This window comes from Kocuria rhizosphaerae (assembly GCF_044462265.1).
In the GTDB taxonomy this organism is placed as follows: Bacteria; Actinomycetota; Actinomycetes; order Actinomycetales; family Micrococcaceae; genus Kocuria; species Kocuria rhizosphaerae.
On sequence record NZ_JBISWL010000060.1, the window covers coordinates 1 to 15,749 of the forward strand.

The 15,749-nt window shown below is 67.1% G+C and carries 7 protein-coding genes and 2 rRNA genes; 8 read left to right on the forward strand and 1 reads right to left on the reverse strand.

Annotation, left to right across the window (positions count from 1 at the left end; genetic code table 11):
• Positions 1 to 35: 35 nt before the first annotated feature.
• On the reverse strand, positions 36 to 1,709 hold the full coding sequence (locus ACH9EU_RS06905) for a catalase (protein ID WP_396413206.1): 1,674 nt from the start codon (positions 1,707 to 1,709) through the stop codon (positions 36 to 38).
• Positions 1,710 to 1,981: 272 nt separating this feature from the next.
• Between ACH9EU_RS06905 and ACH9EU_RS06910 the strand changes: the two genes are divergently transcribed.
• The 8 genes from ACH9EU_RS06910 (at position 1,982) to ACH9EU_RS06945 (ending at position 15,604) form a co-directional block, all read left to right on the forward strand.
• Positions 1,982 to 3,193: an argininosuccinate synthase gene (locus ACH9EU_RS06910; RefSeq protein WP_396413207.1), complete on the forward strand. Its 1,212-nt coding sequence runs from the start codon at positions 1,982 to 1,984 to the stop codon at positions 3,191 to 3,193.
• A 198-nt stretch (positions 3,194 to 3,391) separates the two neighbouring features.
• Entirely contained in the window at positions 3,392 to 4,840 is a 1,449-nt protein-coding gene (gene argH / locus ACH9EU_RS06915; protein WP_396413208.1) for an argininosuccinate lyase, read from the forward strand.
• Positions 4,841 to 4,852: 12 nt separating this feature from the next.
• The gene (locus tag ACH9EU_RS06920) at positions 4,853 to 5,518 is read left to right on the forward strand and encodes a DNA-3-methyladenine glycosylase (protein WP_396413209.1); all 666 of its coding nucleotides are present in this window, start codon (positions 4,853 to 4,855) and stop codon (positions 5,516 to 5,518) included.
• Between the two features lie 26 nt (positions 5,519 to 5,544).
• Positions 5,545 to 6,081, forward strand: a complete 537-nt coding sequence (locus ACH9EU_RS06925) for an adenine phosphoribosyltransferase (protein WP_396413210.1) — start codon at positions 5,545 to 5,547, stop codon at positions 6,079 to 6,081.
• A 181-nt stretch (positions 6,082 to 6,262) separates the two neighbouring features.
• The gene (locus ACH9EU_RS06930) at positions 6,263 to 8,521 is read left to right on the forward strand and encodes a UvrD-helicase domain-containing protein (protein ID WP_396413211.1); all 2,259 of its coding nucleotides are present in this window, start codon (positions 6,263 to 6,265) and stop codon (positions 8,519 to 8,521) included.
• A gap of 67 nt (positions 8,522 to 8,588) precedes the next feature.
• Entirely contained in the window at positions 8,589 to 9,899 is a 1,311-nt protein-coding gene (tyrS, locus tag ACH9EU_RS06935; protein WP_396413212.1) for a tyrosine--tRNA ligase, read from the forward strand.
• A gap of 462 nt (positions 9,900 to 10,361) precedes the next feature.
• Positions 10,362 to 11,886, forward strand: a 16S ribosomal RNA gene (locus ACH9EU_RS06940).
• A 584-nt stretch (positions 11,887 to 12,470) separates the two neighbouring features.
• Positions 12,471 to 15,604, forward strand: a 23S ribosomal RNA gene (locus ACH9EU_RS06945).
• Together the 16S and 23S rRNA genes form the textbook arrangement of a ribosomal RNA operon.
• The last annotated feature ends 145 nt before the right edge of the window (positions 15,605 to 15,749 follow it).

Below are 15,749 nucleotides of genomic sequence, written 5' to 3' on the forward strand. Positions count from 1 at the left end.
GACCGAGCCGATCCGGCCGGGGCCCCGGCAGGGGATCAGTTCGACATCATGGCGGGGCTCTGCTGCGGCTCCCGCTCCACGACGACGCGCTCGGTGGGGACGCAGTGGGTCATGGTGAGGCCCTCGACGTCGCGCGGGCCGTTGTGGCCCAGGTTGGCGACGCGCCGCTGCTCCTCCTCGGTGAGGGTCTGGGTCGGCAGCGGGCCCAGGTCCTTGACGTCGTCGAGCGAGACGCCGACGCCCTCGCCCACGCGGCTGCCGAGCTCGTCCTCGACCATGAAGAAGTGCCAGACCATGCGCTCCTGGATCGGGCGGTCGCACTGCGAGAGGGCGCCGATCAGGTTGGCGATGAGCTCCTCCTTCTCCCACTCCTCCTGGAGCTGGAAGCGCTCGCCGGCCTGCTGGTAGTCGTTGGTCCGCTCGATCCGGGCGCGGCCCAGCCGGCCGGAGATCTCGGGACCGTACTCGGCGTGGTAGCCGTGGTCCTTCGGGTGCTCCTGGACGCCGCCGGTGATGGACGGCTCGTAGTTGACGTGCGGGTTCTGCCCCTCGGCCAGGTCCACCCCGTAGGCCATCTGGCCGTCGCGCTGGTTCGTGGCGACCTTGGCCTTGGGCGCGTTGACCGGCAGCTGCAGGTAGTTCGGGCCCACGCGGTAGCGCTGGGTGTCCGAGTAGGAGAACGTGCGGCCCACGAGCATCTTGTCGTCGGAGAAGTCCAGGCCGTCGACCAGCACGCCCGTGCCGAACGCGATCTGCTCGTTCTCGGCGAAGAAGTCCTGAGGGTTGCGGTTGAGCACCATGCGGCCGACCGGCTGGGGCGGGAACAGCTCCTCCGGCCACACCTTGGTGTCGTCCAGGGGGTCGAAGTCCAGCTCGGGGTGGTCGTGGTCGTCCATGATCTGGACCCGCATCTCCCACTCGGGGTAGTCGCCGGCCTCGATCGCGTCGTAGAGGTCCTTGGTGTGCGAGCCGAGGGTCGTGGCCTGGATGTTCGCCGCGTCCTCGGAGGTGAGGGACTTGACGCCCTGCTTGGGGACCCAGTGGTACTTCACCAGCTTGGTCTCGCCGGCGGCGTTGACCCACTTGTAGGTGTTGACGCCGAAGCCCTGCTGGTGGCGGTAGTCCGCCGGGATGCCCCGCGGGGAGAACAGGATGGTGATCATGTGCAGCGCCTCGGGCGACTGGCTCCAGAAGTCGAAGGCGCGGTTGGCGACGCCGGCCTCGAAGTTCACGGGGTCCGGCTTCTGGGAGTGGATGAAGTCGGGGAACTTGATGGCGTCGCGGATGAAGAAGACGCCCAGGTTGTTGCCCACCAGGTCCCAGTTGCCGTCCTCGGTGTAGAACTTCACCGCGAAGCCGCGGGGGTCGCGGGCCACCTCGGAGGAGTCGCGGCCGCCGGCCACGGTGGAGAAGCGCACGGCGACCTCGGTGCGCTTGCCGGCCTCCTGGAACAGCTTGGCCCGGGTGTACTTCGCGATGGGCTCGTCGCCGTACGCGCCGTAGGCCTCGAAGTAGCCGAACGCGGTGGTGCCGCGGGCATGGACGACGCGCTCCGGGATGCGCTCGCGGTCGAAGTGGCTCATCTTCTCGAGGAAGGCGTAGTTCTCGAGCGTCGCGGGACCGCGCGAGCCGATCGTGCGGGTGTTCTGGTTGTCGTAGACCGGGTGGCCCTGGCGCGTCGTCAGGGTCTGGTCGGGAACGTGGGTCATGGAGTTCCTCTCGAAGTTCGGTACCGGTGTGGGCAGGTGCGCCGGGGCACGGGCATCCTGCTCCTCCGCGGGCGTCCGGCGGCGTCGCCGGGCGTCCGGGGCCCAGTATGTCGGAACCCGCCACCTATTGCTAGTAACTCATAATTGAACGGATCGTGTCCCGGGATCCGCCCGCCACGCGCGTGATGAATAAATACAACCAGTCGTGTATAGTCATGCATAGAAGAGGGGCACCGACCGGGGTGCCCGGACGACTGACGAAGGAGAACACCGTGACCGAGCGCGTTGTGCTGGCCTACTCCGGGGGACTGGACACCTCCGTGGCCATCGGCTGGATCGGGGAGGCCACCGGGGCCGAGGTCATCGCCGTGGCCGTCGACGTCGGACAGGGCGGGGAGGACCTCGAGACCATCCGGCGCCGCGCCCTCGACTGCGGTGCCGTGGAGGCGTACGTCGCCGACGCCCGCGACGAGTTCGCGACGGAGTACTGCATGCCGGCGCTGCAGGCGAACGCGCTCTACATGGACGCCTACCCGGTGGTCTCGGCGCTGTCCCGCCCGGTCATCGTCAAGCACCTCGTGGCCGCGGCCCAGCGCTTCGGCGCCTCGACCGTGGCCCACGGCTGCACCGGGAAGGGCAACGACCAGGTGCGCTTCGAGGTCGGCATCCAGACCCTCGGTCCCGAGCTCAAGTGCATCGCCCCGGTGCGCGACCTCGCGCTGACGCGGGACAAGGCGATCAACTACGCGGAGAAGCACAACCTCCCGATCGCCACCACCAAGAAGAACCCTTTCTCGATCGACCAGAACGTGTGGGGCCGGGCGGTCGAGACCGGCTTCCTCGAGGACATCTGGAACGCCCCGACCAAGGACGTCTACGACTACACGGACGACCCCACCTTCCCGCCGCCGGCCGACGAGGTCGTGATCGGCTTCCGCGGCGGCATCCCGGTCGCCATCGACGGCCAGCCCGTCACCCCGCTGGAGGCCATCCAGGAGATGAACCGCCGCGCCGGGGCCCAGGGCGTGGGCCGGATCGACATCGTCGAGGACCGGCTCGTGGGGATCAAGTCCCGCGAGATCTACGAGGCGCCCGGCGCCATGGCCCTGATCGCCGCGCACCGCGAGCTCGAGAACGTCACGATCGAGCGCGAGCAGGCCCGGTTCAAGCGGACCGCCACCCAGCGCTGGACGGAGCTCGTCTACGACGGCCAGTGGTTCTCCCCGCTCAAGGGCTCCCTGGACGCCTTCATCCAGGACACCCAGCGCCACGTCTCCGGCGACATCCGGATGACCCTGCACGCCGGCCAGGCCACCGTCACGGGCCGCCGCTCGAACAGCTCGCTCTACGACTTCAACCTGGCGACCTACGACGAGGGCGACTCGTTCGACCAGTCCCAGGCGCGCGGGTTCATCGAGCTCTTCGGCATGTCCTCGAAGGTCGCGGCGTCCCGCGACCAGCGCCTCGCGGCCGAGGGCGAGTAGTACCGGCGCCGGGCACCGCGAGCACGTAGGCTCGTCCCAGCACGGATCGCGGCAGGAACGGGCACGACGACGGAGGGCCCCGTCCCGGCGGTGGGGCCCTCCGCGCACGCCCGGCGACCGGGTCGCCGGGAGTCCGGCCGGCCCGGTCCACCGACCGACCCGCGGCCCGAGAGACCCGCGGACCCACCGAGGAGAGACATGGCCGATCACGACAGGCACGGGACCAACGAGGGCGCCCTGTGGGGCGGGCGGTTCGCCGGAGGGCCGGCGGACGCGCTGGCCGCGCTCAGCAAGTCCACCGACTTCGACTGGCGGCTGGCGCCCTACGACATCGCCGGCTCCCGCGCCCACGCCCGCGTGCTTCGCGCCGCGGGCCTGCTGACAGACGAGGAGCTGGCGGGCATGATCGAGGCCCTCGACCGCCTGGAGGCCGACGTCCGCTCGGGCGCCTACGTGCCCGCGGCCTCCGACGAGGACGTCCACGGGTCCCTCGAGAAGGGGCTCATCGAGCGGGCCGGGCCCGACCTGGGCGGCAAGCTGCGCGCCGGGCGCTCCCGCAACGACCAGATCGCGACCCTCGGCCGGATGTACCTGCGCGATCACGCCTCGATCATCGCGCGCAACGTGCTCGACGTCGTGCAGGCCCTCCTGGACCAGGCGAAGGCGCACCCCGAGGCGCCGATGCCCGGGCGGACGCACCTCCAGCACGCCCAGCCCGTCCTGCTGTCCCACCACCTGCTGGCCCACGCGTGGGCCATGCTGCGCGACGTGCAGCGCCTCGCGGACTGGGACGTGCGGGCGGCCGTCTCCCCGTACGGATCGGGCGCGCTCGCCGGCTCGTCCCTGGGCCTGGACCCGGAGGCCGTGGCCGAAGAGCTGGGCTTCGACTCGGCCGTCCACAACTCCATCGACGGCACCGCGGCCCGCGACGTCTACGCCGAGTTCTCGTGGATCACGGCGATGATCGCGGTGGACATGTCGCGGATCTCCGAGGAGATCACCACGTGGGCCACCAAGGAGTTCTCCTTCGTGACCCTCGACGACGCCTACTCGACCGGCTCGTCGATCATGCCGCAGAAGAAGAACCCGGACATCGCCGAGCTGGCCCGCGGCAAGGCGGGGCGGCTCATCGGCGACCTCACGGGTCTCCTGGCCACCCTCAAGGGGCTGCCGCTCGCCTACAACCGGGACCTCCAGGAGGACAAGGAGCCGGTCTTCGACGCGATCGACCAGCTCGAGGTGCTGCTGCCGGCCGTGGCGGGGATGATCGCCACCCTGGACTTCAACACGGTGCGCATGGCCGAGCTCGCGCCGCAGGGCTTCGCCCTCGCCACGGACGTCGCCGAGTGGCTCGTGCGCCAGGGCGTGCCCTTCCGCGACGCCCACGAGATCGCCGGGGACACCGTCCGGGTCTGCGAGCAGCGCGGCATCGAGCTGTGGGACCTCTCCGACGAGGAGTTCGCGCAGATCTCCGGGCACCTCGGGCCGGGGGTGCGCGAGGTCCTGACGGTCGAGGGCTCGTTGGCCTCCCGCAACGCCCAGGGCGGCACCGCCCCCTCGGCCGTCGCCGCCCAGGTCCGGGAGCTGGAGCGCCAGGTGGCCGAGGTGGAGGCGCTCTCGCGCCGGGCGCCGATCGTCGAGGCCTGACCGGGCGCGGCCGTGGAGCACCCCGAGCTGCTCGCACTGCTCTCGCGGCCGGCGCCGGAGGTCGCGCCCCGGCTGCTCGGCGCGCTGTTCGGCCACCGGACCGCCGACGGGCTCGTCACGGTACGGATCACCGAGATCGAGGCGTACGGCGGCCCGGCCGGTTCCGACCTGCCGGACCCCGGCGCCCACACCTACCGGGGACCGACGCGGCGCAACGCCTCGATGTTCGGCCCGCCCGGACACGTCTACGTCTACTTCACCTACGGCATGCACCACGCGGTGAACCTCGTGTGCCGGCCGCGGGGCGTCGCCGGGGGATGCCTGGTCCGGGCCGGGGAGGTCGTCGAGGGCCTCGAGCTGGCCCGCGGCCGCCGGGCGCGGGGGTCCCGGGCTGTCGACGACGCCCTCGCACGGGGGCCCGGCAACCTCGCCAAGGCCCTGGGCATCGACCTCGCGCACGACGGCGCCCCGCTCGCGACGGGCGACCGGCCCGGGGCGCACGGACCCGCGCACGGCTTCTTCCTCCGTCCGCCGACCCGCCCGGCCGAGTCCGTCTCCGGGCCCCGCACGGGGGTGTCCGGGCCCGGGGGGACACCGGAGTACCCCTGGCGGTGGTGGATCCCCGGTGAGCCGACGGTCTCGCCGTACCGGCGGGCCGTCCCGCGGCGCAGGCCCTGACCTCCGCCGCGCCGCGTGCGGATAGCATGAGGCCCGTGACCGAATCCGTTGAGCAGATGATCGAGCGCCTGTGCGTGAAGATCCCCGACCACCCCGAGCCCGGAGTCCTCTTCCGCGACCTGACGCCGCTGTTCGCGGACGCCGCCGGCTTCCGCCGGAGCATGGACGCGCTGGCCGACGCCTTCCGCGGCCGGTTCGACTACGTGGCCGGCGTCGAGGCCCGGGGCTTCCTCATGGCCGGGGCCGTGGCCTACGCCTCCGGGGTGGGGATCATCCCGGTGCGCAAGGCGGGCAAGCTCCCCCGCGAGACGTTCCGCGAGGAGTACGTGCTCGAGTACGGATCCGCGGTGCTGGAGATCCACACCGACGACGTGCCGCGCGGGGCGAGGGTCCTCGTGCTCGACGACATCCTCGCCACGGGCGGGACCCTCGGGGCCACGGCGCTGCTGCTCCACCGCGCCGGGCTGCACGTGGCGGGGTTCGGGCTCGTCATGGAGCTCACCGACCTCCGGGGCCGCGGCAGGCTCGGCGGGCACCGGGTCCGGGCCCTGTACCGGGTCTGAGCCGCGGCGGCTGCGGGCCGCACCGGTTCGGTGAGCCCGGGTGCCCGCCGCGGGGCCCTCCCCGTACCGCATCCGGGGTCCGTGCGCCCCTGTTACGCACTGCACAGTAATGTCACCCCGGGATCGTGATCCGTGACGGTAGAATCGATGGTCGGTTCGATCCGGAACGAGGTGTCCCCCCATGGCAGAGACCGTCGCCACGATGGCGGCCGAGCAACTTGCTGTCGAGCGCGCGTACGTCGCGATGCTCTACGACCGGCTCGACGCGCTCCGGGCCGAGAAGGAGGCGGAGCTCGCGGCCGTCCGGCGCAGTGAGTCCGCCGGCAACCACCAGAACCGCGCCGAGCGCGACGCGTTCGCCTCCCACTACGAGGACCGGCTGGCCCAGCTCCAGGCCGTGGACCACCGTCTCGTCTTCGGCCGGCTCGACACGCGCGACGGCGACCGGCGCTACGTGGGTCGCATCGGGCTGGCCACCGAGGACCACCAGAGGCTCATGGTCGACTGGCGTGCCCGGGAGGCGGCGGCGTTCTACCAGGCCACCGCGCAGAACCCCATGAACGTCCGGCGGCGCCGCCACCTCATCCTGGAGGGGCGCGAGGTCGCCGCCCTCGAGGACGACGTCCTGGACCTGGATATGCTCGACGACGAGGGAGTGCTGCACGGCGAGGGCGCCCTGCTGGCGGCGCTCAACCAGAAGCGCACCGGACGGATGTCGGACATCGTCGCGACGATCCAGGCCGAGCAGGACAGGATCATCCGGGCGCCGCTCCCCGGGGTCCGTGTGGTCCAGGGCGGGCCCGGCACGGGCAAGACCGCCGTGGCGCTGCACCGGGCCGCGTACCTGCTCTACGAGCACCGGGACCGACTCCGCAAGGCGGGAGTCCTGATCGTGGGGCCGTCGTCGTCCTTCATGTGGTACATCGAGCGCGTCCTCCCGGCGCTGGGGGAGACCGGGGTCGTGATGTCGTCCCTGTCCGAGCTGTACCCGGGGGTCACCGCGGTGCCCGAGCGCGACGTGCGCGTGGCCCGGCTGAAGTCGGGGCTCGACATGGTCGACGTCGTCGCGCGCGCCGTGAAGGACCGCCAGAAGGTCCCCGCGCGGGAGCAGGTGCTGCGCGTCGACTCCCACCGCGTGCGGCTGAGCCCGCGGACCGTCAAGCGCGCCCGTGACAAGGCGCGGGCCACGGGCAAGCCCCACAACGAGGCCCGGAACACGTTCGTGAAGATCGTGCTGCGCGAGCTCACCGAGCAGCTCGGCGAGCACCTCAACACGACGAGCGGCAACGTCATGGACCGCTCGTACCTCGCGGAGGACATCCGGCAGTCCCGTGACGTGCGGGTCGCCCTCAACCTCGCCTGGATGCCGCTCTCGCCCGAGACCCTGGTGCGCCAGCTGCTCAGCAAGCGGCACTACCTGGAGTCGGCCGCCCCCCACCTCTCGCCCGAGGACGTCGACGCCCTGCTGCGCCCGGTCGGCGCCCCCTTCACGACCGCCGACGTCCCGCTGCTCGACGAGGCCGCCGAGCTGCTCGGCGACTTCGACCAGGCGGGCGTGCGCCGCCGGGCCGAGACCGAGCGCGAGCAGCGCAAGGCCACCGACAACGCCGAGCACGCCTTGCAGAACATGCACCAGAGCCTCGAGGACGTCGGTGCCGACGGCATCGTGACCGCGTCCCAGCTGACGGACTTCAACGCCGCGACCACGCGCCGGATGACGGCGGCCGAGGCCGCGACCGCGGACCGCACGTGGGCCTACGGCCACGTCGTGGTCGACGAGGCGCAGGAGCTCTCGCCCATGCAGTGGCGTGTGCTGATGCGCCGGTGCCCCATGAAGTCGTTCACCGTCGTCGGCGACATCGCCCAGGCGGGTTCGGCCGCCGCGGCCCGCAGCTGGCGGGCGGCGCTCGACCCGTTCGTGGGGGAGCGGTTCGTCCTGGACGAGCTGACGGTCAACTACCGCACTCCCGCCGCCGTGGCCGAGGCCGCGGTCGACGTCGCCCGGGCCGCCGGCCTGGAGATCTCCGCGCCGCGGGCCGTGCGCGAGGGCGAGGCTCCGATCGTCGCCCGGGTCGGGGCCGACGGGGTCGCCGACGGGGTCGTCGACCAGGTGCGGACCGAGCTGGAGGTCGTCAACGGCGGGCTCGTGGCCGTGATCGTGCCGGAGGACCGCGTCCAGGAGCTCGGCTCCGCGCTCGCGGGCGCGCTGCCGGGCCTCGTCGGGTCGGGGGTGCGACGGCTGGACCGTCAGGTCGTCGTGCTCTCCGCGTGGGACGCCAAGGGCCTCGAGTTCGACTCGGTCGTCGTCGTCGAACCCCAGTCGCTGATCGAGGAGGTCGGGGGCGGCGTGGGCAACCTGTACGTTGCCATGACCCGTCCCACCCAACGGCTGCGCGTCGTCTCCGCCCGGGAGCTGCCGGCCGGCCTCGACCGGTACTGACCGGCCGCCGGCCGGGCACCGTGGCGCGGCGGGCTCCCCGGCCGCGCCCTGGTGTAACTTGTAAGCCGTGTCGAATGCCATTGATCTGAACCAGCAGCACAACGACCCGTCCTTCGCCAACGTCTGGCGGGAACTGCAGTGGCGGGGACTGGTGCACGTCTCCACCGACGAGGCGGCTCTCGAGAAGGCGCTGTCGGAGGAGCGGATCACCTACTACTGCGGCTTCGACCCCACCGCGGCCTCGTTGCACCTCGGCCACCTCGTGCAGCTCCTGCTCATGCGCCGGCTCCAGCTGTCCGGCCACCAGCCCATCGGCCTGGTGGGCGGGTCCACCGGACTGATCGGCGACCCCCGCCAGTCCTCGGAGCGGATCCTCAACTCGAAGGAGACCGTGGCGGAGTGGGTCGACCTGCTCCGCGGCCAGGTCGAGCGGTTCCTCTCCTTCGAGGGCGAGAACAGCGCCGTGATGGTCAACAACCTCGACTGGACCTCCCAGCTCTCGGCCATCGACTTCCTCCGCGACATCGGCAAGCACTTCCGGGTGGGCACGATGATCAAGAAGGAGATCGTGGCCAAGCGACTGCACTCGGAGGAGGGCATCTCCTACACCGAGTTCAGCTACCAGGTCCTGCAGGGACTGGACTACCTCTACCTCCACCGCGACCACGGCTGCACCCTGCAGACCGGGGGTTCCGACCAGTGGGGCAATCTCACCTCCGGGACGGAGCTGATCCGCAAGGTCGAGGGCACGGCGGTGCACGCCATCGGGACCCCGCTGATCACCAACTCGGACGGGACGAAGTTCGGCAAGTCCGAGGGCAACGCCGTGTGGCTCGACCCCGAGCTCACCTCGCCGTACGCCTTCTACCAGTTCTGGCTCAACACCGCAGACGCGGACGTGGTCGACCGGCTCAAGGTCTTCACGTTCCTCACCCGGGAGCAGATCGAGGAGCTGGCCCGCCGGACGGCGGAGGAGCCCTACAGGCGAGAGGCGCAGAAGGTCCTCGCGTACGAGGTCAACTCCATGGTGCACGGGGTGGAGGCCACCGAGAAGGCGATCGCGGCGTCGGCCGCCGTCTTCGGGCGGGGCGAGCTCTCCGCTCTGGACCCGGAGACTCTCGCCGCAGTGGCGCAGGAGCTGCCCCGTGCCAGCGTGGAGGCCGGCCGCCTCCAGGTGGCGGACCTGCTGGTGGCCACCGGGCTCTCCGAGTCCCGGAGCGCGGCCCGGCGGACGCTCAAGGAGGGCGGTGCCTACGTCAACAACGAGAAGGTCGTGGGTGAGGACGCCGAGCTCGCGCCGCAGCAGCTCCTGCACGGGCGGTGGGCCCTGCTGCGCCGGGGCAAGAAGCACCTCGCCGCGGTCTCCGTCGACGGCTGAGCACACCCGGGTGGGCCGGCTCCGTTCCGGCTCCGGGGCTCGGCTTGCAGGCCCCCGGAGCGGGGTGTAGTGTTCATCGAGTCGTCAGGCAGGGCCGAAGAGGCCGGCGGGCGGCACCGCCGCAAAGAGCAGCACGACTGCACGTCGTGCCTAGTTCATGCGGGATCGACCGTTCCGGTCGGTCCGGATCCGGAGGTCGACGTGAAGTTGACACGCCGGGAACGGAGCGCCTAGGATGATCGAGCTGCTTGAGGCAGGGAACGCCGTTCCCGGACCGGGGCGGCGAAAAAATCCAACACGAACTCGGGGCTGAGGCCCGGTCTTCGGTCTGTTGTTTGAGAACTCAATAGTGTGCCATGTTTGTTGATACCGGATTTTTTTCGGTTGATTGTGTTGTCGCCGTTCCGCCTCCGTGGGGTGGTGGCAGCTTTTCGGCCGGGGTTTGATTGTTTCTGTTGTTTTTTGACGGAGAGTTTGATCCTGGCTCAGGACGAACGCTGGCGGCGTGCTTAACACATGCAAGTCGAACGATGATGCCCAGCTTGCTGGGTGGATTAGTGGCGAACGGGTGAGTAATACGTGAGTAACCTGCCCTTGACTCTGGGATAAGCCTGGGAAACTGGGTCTAATACTGGATACTACTGGGCACCGCATGGTGTGTGGTGGAAAGGGTTTTACTGGTTTTGGATGGGCTCACGGCCTATCAGCTTGTTGGTGGGGTAATGGCTCACCAAGGCGACGACGGGTAGCCGGCCTGAGAGGGTGACCGGCCACACTGGGACTGAGACACGGCCCAGACTCCTACGGGAGGCAGCAGTGGGGAATATTGCACAATGGGCGGAAGCCTGATGCAGCGACGCCGCGTGAGGGATGACGGCCTTCGGGTTGTAAACCTCTTTCAGTAGGGAAGAAGCGAGAGTGACGGTACCTGCAGAAGAAGCGCCGGCTAACTACGTGCCAGCAGCCGCGGTAATACGTAGGGCGCAAGCGTTGTCCGGAATTATTGGGCGTAAAGAGCTCGTAGGCGGTTTGTCGCGTCTGCTGTGAAAGCCCGGGGCTCAACCCCGGGTCTGCAGTGGGTACGGGCAGACTAGAGTGCAGTAGGGGAGACTGGAATTCCTGGTGTAGCGGTGAAATGCGCAGATATCAGGAGGAACACCGATGGCGAAGGCAGGTCTCTGGGCTGTTACTGACGCTGAGGAGCGAAAGCATGGGGAGCGAACAGGATTAGATACCCTGGTAGTCCATGCCGTAAACGTTGGGCACTAGGTGTGGGGGACATTCCACGTTCTCCGCGCCGTAGCTAACGCATTAAGTGCCCCGCCTGGGGAGTACGGCCGCAAGGCTAAAACTCAAAGGAATTGACGGGGGCCCGCACAAGCGGCGGAGCATGCGGATTAATTCGATGCAACGCGAAGAACCTTACCAAGGCTTGACATCCGCCGGACCGCTCCAGAGATGGGGTTTCCCTTCGGGGTCGGTGGACAGGTGGTGCATGGTTGTCGTCAGCTCGTGTCGTGAGATGTTGGGTTAAGTCCCGCAACGAGCGCAACCCTCGTTCTATGTTGCCAGCACGTGATGGTGGGGACTCATAGGAGACTGCCGGGGTCAACTCGGAGGAAGGTGGGGATGACGTCAAATCATCATGCCCCTTATGTCTTGGGCTTCACGCATGCTACAATGGCCGGTACAAAGGGTTGCGATACTGTGAGGTGGAGCTAATCCCAAAAAGCCGGTCTCAGTTCGGATTGAGGTCTGCAACTCGACCTCATGAAGTCGGAGTCGCTAGTAATCGCAGATCAGCAACGCTGCGGTGAATACGTTCCCGGGCCTTGTACACACCGCCCGTCAAGTCACGAAAGTTGGTAACACCCGAAGCCGGTGGCCTAACCCCTCGGGGAGGGAGCCGTCGAAGGTGGGACTGGCGATTGGGACTAAGTCGTAACAAGGTAGCCGTACCGGAAGGTGCGGCTGGATCACCTCCTTTCTAAGGAGCCGTTGGCCGCCGTGTGGTGGTCGCCCCTGCCTCAGTGCCCGTGCGTGGTGCTGGTGGGGTGTGCTCATGGGTGGAATGTCAACGAGCAAGTGGCCGCATCGCCGGTGTCCTGGGGGGTTCGTCCTTCCTGGGGTGTCGGGTGCCGGCCCGGGGTCCGTCCCAGTACCTGCTGCCCGTGCTTCGGCGCGTGGTGGTGGTGGAAGAGCGGGTTCCGGGTGGTGGGTGTGGTCCGTGGCGCACTGTTGGGTCCTGAGGCAACAGGCCCTGTCCCTGGTGGGGTGTCTCGTGCGTGGTTTGCGTGCGGGGGTCCTGGTGGGGGTGGTGGTGTGGTGTTTCTGTGGTTCCCGGCGCTCTGCCGGTGGGTGGTGTGGGGGTTGTTCCCCGCGCTGTCCGCCTGTGTGTGGGGTGTGCGGGTTGTTGTTTGAGAACTGTATAGTGGACGCGAGCATCTTTGTGGACGCCTGTCCTGCCTTCGGGTGGGGTGGTGCGTCCGTGATTGATCGCCGGGGTCCGTCGTCGTCGCCTCCTGTGAACGGGGGGTGGTGGTGGTGGTCCCGGTGTGTTCTGTGATCATGTGGCAAGTTTTTAAGGGCGCACGGTGGATGCCTTGGCATCAGGAGCCGATGAAGGACGCGGTAATCTGCGATAAGCCTCGGGGAGCTGATAAACGAGCTGTGATCCGAGGGTCTCCGAATGGGGAAACCCCGTCGCACGTCATGTGCGGTGACCCGTACCTGAATTCATAGGGTGCGTGGAGGGAACGTGGGGAAGTGAAACATCTCAGTACCCACAGGAAGAGAAAACAACAGTGATTCCGTCAGTAGTGGCGAGCGAACGCGGAAGAGGCCAAACCGGTGGTGTGTGATACCCGGCAGGGGTTGCATCATCGGGGTTGTGGGGCGTGTCGTCCCGGGTCTGCCGGCCCGGGCGTGTGAGTGCAGGGCGATAGTCGAACCGGTGTGAGTGCCGGGCCGTAGAGGGTGGGAGTCCCGTAGACGAAATCGTTGCTGCCGCGCGGTGCGCGTTCCCAAGTAGCACGGGGCCCGAGAAATCCCGTGTGAATCTGCCAGGACCACCTGGTAAGCCTAAATACTACCTGATGACCGATAGCGGACCAGTACCGTGAGGGAAAGGTGAAAAGTACCCCGGGAGGGGAGTGAAACAGTACCTGAAACCGTGTGCCTACAATCCGTCGGAGCCTTTCGGGGTGACGGCGTGCCTTTTGAAGAATGAGCCTGCGAGTTAGTGTTACGTCGCGAGGTTAACCCGTGAGGGGTATCCGTAGCGAAAGCGAGTCTGAACAGGGCGAGTGAGTGGCGTGATCTAGACCCGAAGCGAAGTGATCTACCCATGGCCAGGTTGAAGCGCGTGTAAGAGCGCGTGGAGGACCGAACCCACTTCAGTTGAAAATGGAGGGGATGAGCTGTGGGTAGGGGTGAAAGGCCAATCAAACTTCGTGATAGCTGGTTCTCCCCGAAATGCATTTAGGTGCAGCGTTGCGTGTTTCTTGCCGGAGGTAGAGCTACTGGATGGCCGATGGGCCCTACAAGGTTACTGACGTCAGCCAAACTCCGAATGCCGGTAAGTGAGAGCGCAGCAGTGAGACTGTGGGGGATAAGCTTCATAGTCGAGAGGGAAACAGCCCAGACCACCAACTAAGGCCCCTAAGCGTGTGCTAAGTGGGAAAGGATGTGGAGTTGCTCAGACAACCAGGAGGTTGGCTTAGAAGCAGCCATCCTTGAAAGAGTGCGTAATAGCTCACTGGTCAAGTGATTCCGCGCCGACAATGTAGCGGGGCTCAAGTACACCGCCGAAGTTGTGGCATTGCACCAATGATACCCAACCGGGTCCTTCGGGGTCCGGTTCAGGTGGTGCGATGGGTAGGGGAGCGTCGTGTGGGCGGTGAAGCTGCGGGGTGACCCAGTGGTGGAGCCCACACGAGTGAGAATGCAGGCATGAGTAGCGAAAGACGGGTGAGAAACCCGTCCGCCGGATGATCAAGGGTTCCAGGGTCAAGCTAATCTGCCCTGGGTCAGTCGGGACCTAAGGCGAGGCCGACAGGCGTAGTCGATGGACAACGGGTTGATATTCCCGTACCGGCGAAGAACCGCCCCTACCGAACCGGGGACACTAACCACCCGAACCGCACCTGGTGCCGGCCATTGGCCGGGGCCGGTGTCGGGGAGCGTGGGACCTGAACCGGGGAGGTAAGCGTATTAACAGGTGTGACGCAGGAAGGCAGCCGAGCCGGGCGATGGTAGACCCGGTCCAAGCGTGTAGGGCGACCCGTTGGCAAATCCGCGGGTCACACGGCCTGAGACGTGACGGGACCCCCATCCGTGGGGGGATTCGGTGATCCTATGCTGCCGAGAAAAGCATCGACGCGAGGTTCCAGCCGCCCGTACCCCAAACCGACACAGGTGATCAGGTAGAGAATACCCAGGCGATCGAGAGAATCATGGTTAAGGAACTCGGCAAAATGCCCCCGTAACTTCGGGAGAAGGGGGGCCCGGACCGTGAGCACCACATGCTGGTGGGAGCGGGCAAGGGCCGCAGAGACCAGGGGGAAGCGACTGTTTATCAAAAACACAGGTCCGTGCGAAGTCGCAAGACGATGTATACGGACTGACTCCTGCCCGGTGCTGGAAGGTTAAGAGGACCCGTCAGCCTCACGGCGAAGCGGAGAATTTAAGCCCCAGTAAACGGCGGTGGTAACTATAACCATCCTAAGGTAGCGAAATTCCTTGTCGGGTAAGTTCCGACCTGCACGAATGGAGTAACGACTTCCCCGCTGTCTCAACCATGAACTCGGCGAAATTGCAGTACGAGTAAAGATGCTCGTTACGCGCAGCAGGACGGAAAGACCCCGAGACCTTTACTATAGTTTGGTATTGGTGTTCGGTGTGGCTTGTGTAGGATAGGTGGGAGACGGTGAAGCGGGCACGCCAGTGTTCGTGGAGTCAACGTTGAAATACCACTCTGGTCACTCTGGACATCTAACTTCGGCCCGTGATCCGGGTCAGGGACAGTGCCTGATGGGTAGTTTAACTGGGGCGGTTGCCTCCTAAAGAGTAACGGAGGCGCCCAAAGGTTCCCTCAGCCTGGTTGGCAATCAGGTGTCGAGTGTAAGTGCACAAGGGAGCTTGACTGTGAGAGCGACAGCTCGAGCAGGGACGAAAGTCGGGACTAGTGATCCGGCGGTACATTGTGGAATGGCCGTCGCTCAACGGATAAAAGGTACCTCGGGGATAACAGGCTGATCTTGCCCAAGAGTCCATATCGACGGCATGGTTTGGCACCTCGATGTCGGCTCGTCGCATCCTGGGGCTGGAGTTGGTCCCAAGGGTTGGGCTGTTCGCCCATTAAAGCGGTACGCGAGCTGGGTTCAGAACGTCGTGAGACAGTTCGGTCCCTATCCGCTGCGCGCGCAGGAAATTTGAGAAGACCTGTCCTTAGTACGAGAGGACCGGGACGGACGAACCTCTGGTATGGCAGTTGTACCGCCAGGTGCACCGCTGCTTCGCTACGTTCGGAAGAGATAACCGCTGAAAGCATCTAAGCGGGAAGCTCGCTTCGAGATGAGATTTCCACGCACCCCCGTGGTGCGAGAGGCCCCCAGCGAGACCACTGGGTTGATAGGCCGGAGGTGGAAGCACGAACCAACGACGTGTGCAGCCGACCGGTACTAATAGGCCGACAACTTACACCACACCCACCCCGCCACCGCGCGGGGGAGGGTCCTTCCAGAACACCGCGTCCACTGTACGGCTCCCAGCCAACAACCCCCCACCCCCCAAAGGGGTGGGCAGCGGGAACCCGACAACCGAATACCGCCCCGCCCAGGGGCGGCCACC